General features: G+C 60.9%; 11 protein-coding genes. 1 reads left to right on the forward strand and 10 read right to left on the reverse strand.

The window, feature by feature from the left end; all coding sequences use genetic code 11:
* Positions 1 to 62 precede the first annotated feature (62 nt).
* The 9 genes from Q5H33_RS03835 to map form a co-directional block, all read right to left on the reverse strand.
* Positions 63 to 1487 (reverse strand): CHAP domain-containing protein, encoded by a 1425-nt coding sequence (locus Q5H33_RS03835; protein WP_302423141.1) that lies wholly within the window; start codon positions 1485 to 1487, stop codon positions 63 to 65.
* An 87-nt stretch (positions 1488 to 1574) separates the two neighbouring features.
* Positions 1575 to 2498, reverse strand: a complete 924-nt coding sequence (gene ftsX / locus Q5H33_RS03840) for a permease-like cell division protein FtsX (protein ID WP_003808425.1) — start codon at positions 2496 to 2498, stop codon at positions 1575 to 1577.
* Entirely contained in the window at positions 2498 to 3754 is a 1257-nt protein-coding gene (ftsE, locus tag Q5H33_RS03845) for a cell division ATP-binding protein FtsE (protein ID WP_302423142.1), read from the reverse strand. Before ftsE ends, ftsX begins: the two co-directional genes overlap by 1 nt.
* 23 nt (positions 3755 to 3777) lie before the next feature.
* On the reverse strand, positions 3778 to 4908 hold the full coding sequence (prfB, locus tag Q5H33_RS03850) for a peptide chain release factor 2 (RefSeq protein ID WP_003808420.1): 1131 nt from the start codon (positions 4906 to 4908) through the stop codon (positions 3778 to 3780).
* Between the two features lie 184 nt (positions 4909 to 5092).
* Positions 5093 to 5224, reverse strand: coding sequence for a hypothetical protein (locus tag Q5H33_RS03855; RefSeq protein ID WP_003808418.1), 132 nt, complete (start codon positions 5222 to 5224; stop codon positions 5093 to 5095).
* 57 nt (positions 5225 to 5281) lie between these two features.
* On the reverse strand, positions 5282 to 5761 hold the full coding sequence (rlmH, locus tag Q5H33_RS03860) for a 23S rRNA (pseudouridine(1915)-N(3))-methyltransferase RlmH (RefSeq protein WP_035010471.1): 480 nt from the start codon (positions 5759 to 5761) through the stop codon (positions 5282 to 5284).
* Between the two features lie 49 nt (positions 5762 to 5810).
* Entirely contained in the window at positions 5811 to 6803 is a 993-nt protein-coding gene (gene dapD, locus Q5H33_RS03865) for a 2,3,4,5-tetrahydropyridine-2,6-dicarboxylate N-succinyltransferase (protein ID WP_003808416.1), read from the reverse strand.
* Between the two features lie 141 nt (positions 6804 to 6944).
* A complete protein-coding gene (locus Q5H33_RS03870; RefSeq protein ID WP_302423143.1) occupies positions 6945 to 8240 on the reverse strand; it encodes a citrate synthase in 1296 nt (431 codons plus the stop codon).
* Between the two features lie 140 nt (positions 8241 to 8380).
* The gene (gene map / locus Q5H33_RS03875; RefSeq protein WP_003808410.1) at positions 8381 to 9154 is read right to left on the reverse strand and encodes a type I methionyl aminopeptidase; all 774 of its coding nucleotides are present in this window, start codon (positions 9152 to 9154) and stop codon (positions 8381 to 8383) included.
* A 130-nt stretch (positions 9155 to 9284) separates the two neighbouring features.
* On the opposite strand from map, the gene Q5H33_RS03880 reads away from it, so the two are divergent.
* The gene (locus Q5H33_RS03880) at positions 9285 to 11375 is read left to right on the forward strand and encodes a M13 family metallopeptidase (protein WP_021913637.1); all 2091 of its coding nucleotides are present in this window, start codon (positions 9285 to 9287) and stop codon (positions 11373 to 11375) included.
* A 38-nt stretch (positions 11376 to 11413) separates the two neighbouring features.
* Here the strand turns inward: Q5H33_RS03880 and Q5H33_RS03885 are convergent, their stop codons facing one another.
* On the reverse strand, positions 11414 to 11992 hold the full coding sequence (locus Q5H33_RS03885; protein ID WP_003808407.1) for a single-stranded DNA-binding protein: 579 nt from the start codon (positions 11990 to 11992) through the stop codon (positions 11414 to 11416).
* Between the last annotated feature and the right edge of the window lie 344 nt (positions 11993 to 12336).

The raw sequence follows: 12336 nt of genomic DNA on the forward strand, positions 1-12336 counted from the left end.
AGCGCGTCGCCCGACGATGCGGACGGCGCGCTTGCCGTGGTTTCATGTCTGGAACGGAACCGTCAGTAGTGGACGTACTGGTAGGCTCCGGCGTTGGAGATCGTTTCCCAAGCCGGGAACGTCGCGAAGCCAGTGCCGCCTTCGGAGATCAGAACCGAACCGTCGGCGTTCACGCGTTCCACGACGGCCACGTGGCCGTACTGCCAGTCGGCGGTCCAATGTCCGCCTACGCTTTGGCCGCGCGCGAACACCATCGCCGCGCCGACATGCGGGGTGTTGTTCACCAGGTATCCGAGTCCACGAGCGGTATTGGCCCAATCGGCGCCGTTGCCCATGTAGGAGCCGACCGGAAGGCTCAGCTGGGAACGCCTCAGGTATGCCCACAGCGTGCACTGGCGGGACGGATACGCGGCACCGCCGACCGTGTTGCCGGTGTTGTGTCCGTAGCAGTATCCGGAACCGGCCGGGCAATTGCCGGGCACCGCATAGTTCATGCCGCTGGCGCCGCCGGAATTGTTGTTATTGGGCGTCGGAGCCGGCGCAGGTGCAGGCGCGGGAGCGGGATTGTAGTTCGTGTTGTTGTTCGGACGCGACTGCTGCTGGTTGTTATTGGGGTTGACAGCGGCGTTGTTGGAATTGTTGTACTGGTTGTTCCATGAATCGATCTGCGATTTCATGGCGACGATGTCCGCCGCTTCCTTGGCGCTCTGCGTTGTCAGCTGGCTCTTCTGCGATTCGAGCTTCTCACGTTTCGCCGTGCCCTCGTCACGCAGCTTCTGCAGGGCGGTCTGCTTGATGCTGGCCTCGCTTGCCGCCTGCTGGGCGCTTGCCGCCTGCTGGTCGGCCTGCTCCTTGAGCTGGGTGATCTTCTGTTCGATGGCGCCCAGACGGTCCTTGCGGTTCATCGACGTGTTCAGCTCGTTCGCCGCGTCGGTTGCCGCGTTGGATTCGCTTCGCGTGACCGCGGCCTGCGACTGCATCTTGTTGACGAAATCGTCGGCGGTCGTCGAATCGGTGACGAAATCCAGCACATCCGACGTGCTGGAGCCGTGGAAGCTCTCGCGGGCGAGCTGCGCGACGGCGGCCTTGGCGTCATCATAGTCGGAGCCGGTCTGCTTGATCTGCTCCTCAAGGTTCGCCTTGTCCTGCTGGGCCGCTTGCAACCGCTGCGTGGTCGCTTCCGCCAGGCTCTGCGCCTGTTCTGCCGCCTGCTGGGCAGATTCCGCGGCCTCGACCGCCGCAGGAATCTGGTTGTCGTTCAAATCGGCCAACTGCAGAATCGTGTCGGCGAGATCGCTGCTCACGCCGGCAAGCTGCGACTTCAGCTTGGCGTGGTTCGACACCTTCGCCTGGTATTCCGACATGCTCACGGCATGCGCCTGCGGAGCCGGCGCGGCGACGACCGCGACGCCGCCGGCGCAGAACATAGCCGAAGCAAGCATCAGTCCAACGATGGGCCGCACCTGTCTCGTCATTTTCCTAGACATGTATTCCCTTCCCGAAATCCACCTATTTCGACATTGTATCCAGCAAACTTCAAATATGCTGAACATCTCGTTCAGCACCCCGCCGGTTTATGCCTTCAGGTACTTCCTCAGCGAGATGCTGGACGCGACGATCGACAGCACGACGGCTCCCACCACAAGGGCCGGTGCAAGCAGCCATACCGTCTTCTGGTTGATCAGAGGCATCCACTGCACGCTCTTCGACAGCCAATCCGTGATGAACAGCTTCACCATGGCGCTCAACGTTCCGCAGGCGAGCAGCGAACCAATCAGCGACGCGAACACGCCTTCCAACACGAACGGCAGGCGGATGGTCCAGTTCGAGGCTCCCACCAGTCGCATGATCTCGGTCTCGTTCTTACGCGAGGCGGCACTCATGCGAATCGTCGTGCCGGTCAGCATGATGGCCACCAGGATCATCACGCCGGCGAGCGCCACGGTGACCGCCGTCGCACGGTTCAGCACCGAGAAGACCGGGTCGAAGATCTTGCGTTGATCCTGCACTTCCTCGACACCGGTGCGGCCGCTCAACACTTCGGATACCACTTGGTATTTGGTCGGGTCCTTCAGTTTCAGACGCAGCGACCCCTGCATGTCGGCGGCGGTGAGCACGCGTCCTTGGTATTCGCCGTTCGGATACTGCTTGAGGAAGGTGTTCTTGTAGAAGTCCTCACGGCTCACATATGTGATTTTGGAGACGATGTTGCCGGCTTCCTCGTTGATCACGTTCTCCAGATCGACAATCTCCTGGTTGGAAGGCGCCTTGCCCGACGAGCAGGACGCCGCCTGGCTGGCACCGTCCGGGCACAGCCATACGACCACTTCGACCTTGTCGTACCATTCGCCCTTCGCGGCGGTGATCTGTGCCTGCATCAGGCCGGATACGCCGATGAACAGGAAGGAGATGAATGTGACCAGCATGACGGAGATGATCATTGAAACATTGCGCTTGAGGCTGTTCCATGTTTCGGAAAGGATGAAACGAAAACGCATCAGTCGTGCTCCTTGGTGTCCTCAGGGTTTTCATCGGACGGTGCCGGCGGGACGGGCGGTTCGGACGGTACCGGAGGCTCGGGCGGTGTCGGAGGCTCGGTTTGGGTCGGTGGAACGGGCGGTGCAGGCGGAGCGGACAGCGCCGATGCTTCGTCGGCACCAGTCTCGGAGGCATCATTTTCAGCGGAGGTCTTGGCCTGTTCGTTCCGTTCGGTTTGCTCGGCCTGTTCCTGGTCGGCCATCTGTTCGAGGCTCAGTCCCTTGCCCCAGGTCAAGGTGGTCTCCACTGACGCGAAGGCCTCGCCGTAACGGCCGGTGCGTCCGGAATGCACGGATTTGGCAAGACGGGCGATGCCGTCGTTCCCCTGTCCGTCATGGACGGCAGCGGCGACCACATCCACGGCGTTCACCACGGTTTCGGCGCGCGTCGCGCCTTCCACGTCGACGGTGTCGTCAGGAGCGTTCGTTGAATCGATGGCGTTCTGTCGACGGTATTTCGCGTTCGGGTCGGAAGTGCCCAATGCCTGGTGCGATTTCGACTCGACTTCGGCGTCCGGGAAATACAGCGCGGAATCGTAGGATCCCTGCTGCTCGTCGCGCACGATCTTGCCGGTGTGCAATTCGACCACGCGTTTGCGCATGGAGTTGACGATCTCTTCGTTGTGTGTGGCCATGACGATGGTGGTGCCGGTACGGTTGATGGCGTCTAACACTTCCATGATGCCCAGCGATGTGGTCGGGTCGAGGTTGCCCGTAGGCTCGTCGGCGAGCAGGATCTGAGGATGGTTCACATACGCCCTTGCGATGGCGACGCGTTGCGCTTCGCCGCCGGACAGCTCATGGGGGTAGTTGTTTTCCTTGCCCGTGAGCCCCACCGTCTGCAGTACTTTGGGCACCAGCGATTTGATGGTGGAACGGCTTGTGCCGATCACTTCAAGTGCGAAGGCGACGTTCTCCCATACCGTCTTGTTGTTGAGCAGCTTGTAATCCTGGAAGATAAAGCCGATCTGCCGGCGATAATGCGGCACCTGCCGTGCGGACAGGCGTCGCAGATCGTTGCCGGCGACGCGGATCTCGCCATCCGTGGCTTCCTCCTCGCGAAGCAGCAGGCTCAGCAAGGTGGTCTTGCCGGAACCGGACGCGCCCACAAGAAAGACGAAATCACCTCGATCGATGTCAAGATTGATGTCATCCAATGCGGGACGCGTGCCCTTTGGATAGACTTTGCTCACATGTTCAAGCGAGATCAGCGCCATCGTGTTTTCCCTCCGCCTATCGCTTAGGCTTCTTGTTCCTCGGCTGCCGCGCGACGCTGTTCGTGACGCCAGCGGATGCCGGCTTCGATGAACTCGTCGATGTCGCCGTCGAAGACAGCCTGGGTCTGCGAGGTCTCATACCCCGTGCGCAGGTCCTTGACCATCTGGTACGGATGCAGCACATACGAGCGCATCTGGTCGCCCCAGCTGGCCTTGATGTCTCCGGCGAGCTCCTTCTTCTTCTTGGCTTCCTCCTCGTGGCGCAGCACCAGCAGTCGGGACTGCAGCACGGCCATGGCGGCGGCACGGTTCTGAATCTGAGAGCGTTCGTCCTGCATGGTCACCACGATGCCGGTCGGAATGTGGGTGATGCGCACCGCGGAATACGTGGTGTTCACGCCCTGTCCGCCAGGACCGGACGAGCAGTAGGTGTCGACGCGGATTTCGGAATCCGGCACGTCGATGTGATCGGTCGCTTCGACCAGCGGCACCACTTCCACGGCGGCGAAGCTGGTCTGACGGCGGCCCTGGTTGTCGAACGGGGAGATACGCACCAGACGGTGGGTGCCACCCTCCACGCTCAGTCGCCCGTATGCGTACGGGGCGTCCACCTGGAACGTGGCCGACTTGATGCCGGCTTCTTCCGCGTAGGAGGTGTCCATGACCTTGGCCTTGTATCCGTTGCGTTCCGCCCAACGCAGGTACATGCGCAGCAGCATCTGCGCGAAATCGGCCGCATCCACGCCGCCGGCGCCGGAACGGATCGTCACCACGGCGGAACGTTCGTCGTATTCGCCGTCAAGCAGCGTCTGGATCTCCATATCGTCGAGATCCTTTTGGATGCTTTCGACTTCGGCCTTCGCCTCGGCCAACGTGTCGGCGTCCTCTTCCTCCTGGCCAAGCTCGACCAGGGTCTCCACGTCCTCGATGCGCTGGTCGGCGGATGCCAGACGCTTGAGCTGCGACTGCACCGCGGACAGCTTGCTGGTCACTTTCTGTGCGTTTTCCGGATCGTCCCACAATCCGGGTTCGGCCGCTTTCACTTCAAGGTCCTTGGCCTCGGCGGTCAGTCGATCGACGTCGAGGGCCTTGGAAATGGACTCGTATTTGGCGCGCGCTTCGCTGATCGCCTCGGAGTAATCAAATTCTGCCATCGTTTACACCATACATTTCTATTACGTTCCTGACTATTCTGACATGGAGCCGTCCACGGCTCCCGCACAATCCATAAGGTTTTTCCACGTGCCCACATCCATTTCCCACATGGACGGACCGCGAACCTGTCCGCACGCATACGGGAAACCGGGGCCCGTTTCGGATCATACGGGCCCGAAGGCGTCAAAGCCCCGCGTAGATCGCAGGAATGACCAGACTCAGCAGCATCGCCGCGGCGATGACGATGCACACCGTGCGCACCATGGTGCGGCGACGGCGTTCTCGCTGCTCGCGTTCGTCCCTGTAGTCACTCATACGCGCCACTATACCGGCTCGCCCCTACTTAGCGTTTCTTGCGAAACGCCTCGAAAATCACTTGTGGTAAGGTTCTCCGGCGTTGATTTTGTATGCGCGATAGATCTGCTCCAGCAGAATCACCCGCATCAGCTGGTGCGGGAACGTCATTTTGGAAAAGCTCAGCAGGTAGTCGGCTCGTTTGAGGATCGCGGGGTCGAGTCCCAATGAGCCGCCGATGATGAGCTGGATATGGCTGGTGCCGTGAAGTCCGAGGTCGTTGATTTTCGCGGCGAGCTGTTCGCTGGTGAGCTGCTTGCCTTCGATGGCGAGGGCGATGACGAACGCGTCGTCACGAATATGTTTGGCGATGCGTTCGCCCTCTTTGGCCTTGATCTGCCGTTCGAGTCCGTCGCTGGCGTGCTCCGGTGTCTTCTCGTCGGCCACTTCGACGATGTCGAGCTTGCAATACCGGCCCAGTCGTTTCGAATATTCCGCGATGGCGTCGCGCAGATACTTCTCTTTGACCTTGCCGACGGTGATCAGTGTGATTTTCACGAGTTTCCTCTTGCGGAGAGCGCGGATGACGCTCTCCGCCATTCCGTTTTCAGTTCTTGTGGAGTTTCTCGTTGAGCTCGATGCCGGTCTTGCGGTAGCGCGCCTCGATGCGGCCGGACACGGAGTTGCGGATGAACAGGATGTTGTCCTTGCCGGACAGTTCGGCGCCCTTGACGGTTTCGAGCGGTTCGCCGGCTGCGACCTTGGCCTTGTCGTAGATGGTGACCTTGGTGCCGGCGGTGACGTACAGGCCCGCTTCGACCACGCAGTTGTCTCCCAGGGAGATGCCGATGCCGGCGTTCGCGCCGAGCAGGGAGTGCTCGCCGATGGAGTTCTTGAGCTTGCCGCCGCCGGACAGGGTGCCCATGATGGACGCGCCGCCGCCGATGTCGGAGCCGTTGCCGACCACGACGCCCTGCGAGACGCGGCCTTCGACCATGGAGACGCCGAGGGTGCCCGCATTGAAGTTCACGAAGCCGGCGTGCATGACGGTGGTGCCTTCGGACAGGTGCGCGCCCAGTCGCACGCGGTCGGCGTCGCCGATGCGCACGCCGGTCGGCACGACGTAGTCGACCATACGGGGGAACTTGTCAATCGACAGCACGTTCACATCGACGTGCGGCGCCAACACGGCTCCGGACTGTCGGGTGGCGGCCATCACGTCAAGCTTGCGCAAAGCGAAATCGTCGACGGCGAACGGACCGTAGTTGGTCCACACCACGTTGTTGAGCTTGGCGAAAATGCCGTCGAGATTCAACGTGTTCGGCTTGGCCAGACGCATGCTCAGCAGGTGCAGACGCAGATAGGCGTCGGCGGCGTCCTCGATCGGCTCGTCCAGCTTGGACACGGTGAACACGGGCATGCGGCGCACGCCACGCGCGTCGGCCTCGTCATGCGCGATGGCGCCGAAGTTGTGATTCGGACGCGAGGTTTCAGCCGGAGCCTCGCCCAACGTGAGTTCCGGATACCACACGTCAAGGGTGTTGCCGGCCGCATCGATGCTTGCCAGACCCCAACCCCATGCGGTGCGCTGTTCAGTCATGTGTACGCTCCTTTGACCATGCCGGAGCCGTAGACCGGTTCCAGCGATTCGTTAGGTTCTTTCGTTCCTTGAAACACTGTAGCGGCAAGCCATGGCAGGCGCATGCGCACGTCCGAAACCGGAGCCGCGTGTCAATATCGTTCAGTGGCGCTGGTCCATCGGCACGTAATCGCGTTCCGTGTAGCCGGTGTACACCTGGCGCGGACGGCCGATCTTCGTGTTCGGATCGGCGAGCATCTCACGGTACTGCGCGATCCAGCCGGGGATGCGGCCCAACGCGAACAGCGTGGTGAACATGGACGGATCGAAGCCGATCGCACGGTAGATCAGTCCCGTGTAGAAGTCGACGTTCGGATACAGATGACGAGACACGAAGTAATCGTCGCTCAATGCGATCTGCTCCAGTTCGGTGGCCACGTCGAACAGCGCGCGCTCGTCCGCCGGCAGCTTCAACGTGTCGGCGCGTTCCATGATCTTCTGCAGATAGGTCTTGGCGATCGCCGCGCGCGGATCGTACGACTTGTACACGCGGTGGCCGAGGCCGGAAATGCGATACCCGTTGGCCTTCGCGTCCTCCACGAATTCCTTGACGGTTTTGCCGGAGTCGCGGATGGCTTTGAGCTGGCGGAGCACCGCCTCGTTGGCGCCGCCGTGCAGCGGGCCGGACAGCGCGTTGATGCCGGCCGCGACCGCGGAATACAGGTTGGCGTGCGCCGAACCGGCGATGCGCACCACGGACGTGGAGCAGTTCTGCTCGTGGTCGGCATGGATGATGAGCAGACGGCCAAGCGCGTGCACATACAGAGGATCGGATTCGAACGGCTCATACGGCACGGCGAAGCACATGCGCAGGAAATCGTCGACATAGCCACGCGAGTAGTCCGGGTACAGCATCGGCTCATCGCGACGGCGGCGGAAGATGTAGCTGACGATGGTGCGCGCCTTGGCCATGATGATGGTCGCCGTTTCGTCCAGCTGGTCGGAATCGTTGATGTCCGTGGTGTCCGGGTAGAACGTGGCGAGCGCGTTGACCGCGGACGCCATCACACTCATCGGATGCGCGGTGCGCGGGAAGGAGCCCATGAACGTACGGAAGTCCTCCCCCACCATCGTGCGGTGGTTGATGTCGGAGATGAAACGGTCGTACTGGTCCTTGTTCGGCAGTTCGCCGTGACGCAGCAGCCAAGCGACTTCAAGGAAGTCGGACTGTTCGCACAGCTGCTCGATCGGATAGCCGCGATAGCGCAGAATCGAGTTCTTGCCGTCGATGTACGTGATTTTCGATTCGCATTGCGCGGTGGTGAGGAAACCGGGGTCGAGTGTGACCCAGCCATCATTGCGCAGCGTGGACACCACGATGCCGTCCGCGCCCGCCGTGGCTTCGACCACCGGCAGGGTGAAGTCCTTGGATTCCACACTCAGATTGGCTGTGGCCATACTCGTTCGCTCCTTACCAGTTCAAAAAGTACCGCCCACTATATGGCATGCGCGTTTCGATATGTGGGTTCCGTCTCAAAACGGGCATGAAAAAACGGGCTGTGCGTAATCGCACAAGCCCGTTTTCATAAGGTTTTGGACTAGTCGCGGACGGTGAGGATCACCGGACCGTTTTCGGTGATGGCGATGGTGTGCTCGCTGTGTGCGCCACGGGAGCCGTCCTCGCTCTTCAGCGTCCAGCCGTCCTTCGGATCCTGGTAGATCTCGTCGGTGGTCTTGAGGAACCACGGTTCGATGGCGATGACCAGGCCCGGACGCAGCTTGTAGCCGTGATGCGCCTTGCCGTCGTTCGGCACGTGCGGATCGCCGTGCATGATATGGCCGACGCCGTGTCCGCCGAACTCCAGGTTGATCGGGTAGCCGTATTCGCGTGCCACGTCGCCGACGGCGCAGGAGACGTCGCCCAGACGATTGCCCGGCTGAGCGGCTTCGATGCCGGCCGCCAAAGCCTCTTCGGTGCACTTGATCAGGCGCAGGTCGTCGGGATGCTGCGTGCCGACGCAGAAGCTGATGGCGGAATCCGCGACCCATCCGTCGACGTTGATCGCCAGATCGAGGCTGACCAGATCGCCGTCCTTCAGGTTGTAGTCGTACGGAACGCCGTGCAGCACGGCGTCGTTCACGGACGTGCAGATGTAGTGCGCGAACGGACCGGTGCCGAAATCAGGCGCATAGTCGACGTAGCAGGACGAGGCGCCCTTGCGGTCCACGATGCGCTTGTGGACGAATTCGTCGATTTCCAACAGATTGGTGCCGACCTTGGTGAATTCCTTCAGGTCGCGCAGGATGCCGCCGACGAAGCGGCCTGCGGGCTTCATCGCTTCAATCTCTTTAGGGGTTTTCAGTTCGATCATGCCTTCAACCCTACTTCGCGGGCCATACACCGGCGAACGATGTTCTCCTTTCTGTATTCCACCTTGCGTTCCACCCGAATATTCGATTCGAATACACGATGTTGTCACCAAAGATGGATAGTGTGAAGCCATGAACAACACTTCGAATTCTTTGGTTTCGGGTATCGATCCGGCATCGTTCTCCGCCGTGACCGGCCCGTCTCAGGACTTGTTCCGCTTCGTCAACGGCCCGTGGGTCGACATGTACCGTCTTCCCGACGACCGTTCCCGGTATGGTTCCTTCGACAAGCTCGCCGAGGATGCGGAAAACCAGATCCGCGACATCCTTGAAGAGGATGATTGCCCAGCCGTCAAGTCGCGCGCTTTGTACCATAGTTTCCTTGACGTCGATGCCATCGACGCGGCCGGACTCGCCGCCATCGAAGACCAGTTGGCTTCCATCGACGAGGCCGAAGACAAGGCCGCGCTCACCCGCGCGCTTGGCGCCATGAACCCGACCGGCGGTCCAGACCTGATCGGCATCGCCGTTTACGGAGATCCGGGAGCGCCGGAGACCAATGTCGTGCACATCGAACAGGACGGTTTGGATCTGCCGGACGAGGCCTACTACAGGGAAGACCATTACGCGCCAATCCGTGAGGCGTATGTCGAGATGGTCGCCAAGCAGCTGAAGAACGCGCATCTTGCGGCCGATGACGAGGATGCCCATGCGCAGGCCAAGCGTTTCCTTGACGTGGAGACGCGCATCGCGGCGAACCATTGGGACAACGTGTCCACGCGCGATTCGGTGAAGACCTATAACCCGACGGATTACGCCGACCTGTGCGCCATGCTCGCCGATGTTGACCTGGACGCTTGGATCGACGCCTGGCAGAACGCTTACGACGCGACCACCGCGGCTGCCGTGCAGCCGTTGGATTTCCGCGGCTGTTTCAGCCACACGATCGTGCATGAGCCAAGCTTCCTCACCGGACTCAACGCGTTCTGGAAGGAAGCGTCGCTGGATGATCTCAAGCTGTGGGCCCGCGTGCATGTGGTGATCGGCTCCACATTGGAGCTTCCCCACGAATTCGACGAAACGAATTTCGACTTCTACGGCAAGACGCTGTCCGGGCAGAAGGAGCAGCGTGTGCGTTGGAAGCGTGGCGTCTCGCTGGTCAACGGCATCTGCGGCGAGGATGTCGGCCGCGAATACGTGAAGCGTCACTTCCCCGAAACCTCCAAGCAGCGTATGGAGCAGCTGGTCGGCAATCTCATCGACGCCTACCGTGTGTCCATCTCCAATTCCACTTGGCTTGGCGACGAGACCAAGGCCAAGGCATTGGAGAAGCTGTCCAAGTTCGTGCCGAAGATCGGCTACACGAACCATTGGCGTGACTATTCCGCGCTGGATGTGCGCGAGGACGCCGGCTTCGCCCAGAACATGCGTGCCGCGAACCTGTATGAGACCGGCTACCAGCTGGCCAAGGTGGGCAAGGCCGTCGACAAGGACGAATGGCTGATGAATCCGCAGACGGTGAACGCCTACTATGAGCCGTCCATGAACGTGATCGTGTTCCCGGCCGCCATTTTGCAGCCGCCGTTCTTCAACCCGGATGCCGAGGATGCCGCGAACTACGGCGGCATCGGCGCGGTGATCGGCCATGAGATCGGCCACGGTTTCGACGACCAGGGCTCGCAATACGACGGCGACGGCAAACTCAACGACTGGTGGACCGAAGAGGACAAGGCCAATTTCAAGGCGCTCACCCAGAAGCTCATCGACCAGTACAACGAGTTCGTGCCGACGCAGCTCGCCGAAAAGTATTCGGATGACCCGTCGAAGGCCCCTCATGTGAACGGCGCGTTGACCATCGGCGAGAACATCGGCGATTTGAGCGGTGTGAACATCGCTCTCAAGGCCTATGCGTTCGCTCTCGATGAAGCGGCCGGCCGCGGCAAGGATGGTTCCACGGAAGCCATCGAAGCCGCGCTTGCCGATGCTCCTGAAATCGACGGCTTCACCGGCCTGCAGCGTTTCTTCCTGAGCTACGCTTCGATTTGGCGCACTAAGAATCGCGACGAGTTGGCGGAGCAGTATCTGCAGATCGACCCGCACTCCCCCGCCGAATGCCGTACGAACGGCATCGCCCGTAATGTGGACCTGTTCCACAAGGCGTTTGGCGTGCAGCCCGGCGACGGCATGTGGCTCGCACCGGAGCAACGCGTGCGCATCTGGTAACAGGCCATGCCAGCGATCGCATAAGCGTCAGGCAATCGTCAGAAGCCATCGCCGCCGAATTCCTCACGTAGGGGTTCGGCGGCGTTGCTATCCGCACCGGCCTGCGAGCCGCCTTGCTCGTCAACGCCGGAACTCTGCCCGCCCATCGCATTGACTGAAGTTTCGCCCCGCTGTTGGGCGGCTTGCACATATGGATCACGTCCTAAAGCCTGTCCAGGCTGCGCGTCTTGCTGGCCGGAATCGTTTTTCTTGGCGAGTTTGCGGAAGGTGGAGACACCGTAGCTCAAATCATGCCCCGCCGCATTCGCTTCCATGACGAGTTTCGACTGTTGCTTGCCGTTCTGGTCCACCCAGCTTTCCGCCGCCAGCACGCCGGTCACGATGACCGGTTCGCCTTTTTTGAACGATTGGCAGATGCTTTCGGAAAGGCCTCGATATGCCTTCACCGTGATCCATGTGGTGGGCAGGTCCTTCCACTGTTGCGTTCGGCCATCGAAATAATGTCTGGTGCTGGCCAGCCGGAATGAGCTGGCATGCGGCATGCCTTCCCGATTGAATTGCGTGGGCTGGCCGCCCACATATCCCGTGATGGTGAGGAGACCCTGCTGCTGCGCCATGTTCGGCCCTTTCTGTTTGACGAATGATGGACCGCGGAAAGCGCCGTTGACGGCACGGAAGCGACAGGCAGTGAGGTGGATTTATGGTGAGAGAGGGTAAACTGCATGCCCTTCCCGCATCTTCACGTTTCCGCGGTAAGACCACTATCGCCGAACGTTCCATCCGTCTGCAAGCCCAACCGGAGAATGTGGATAACTTGAGATCGTCGGGCGAGTCGTGGATTGTCGGTGGATAATTTCGACTTATCCACCGACATCCACAATCCTCATGTGCGTGAGATGCGCACGGTATTCCCCATGAAAAACAAAAAACGGAAGACCACCTGCTTGATGGTCTTCCGTTG

The sequence above is a fragment of the uncultured Bifidobacterium sp. genome (assembly GCF_959020145.1).
In the GTDB taxonomy this organism is placed as follows: domain Bacteria; phylum Actinomycetota; class Actinomycetes; order Actinomycetales; family Bifidobacteriaceae; genus Bifidobacterium.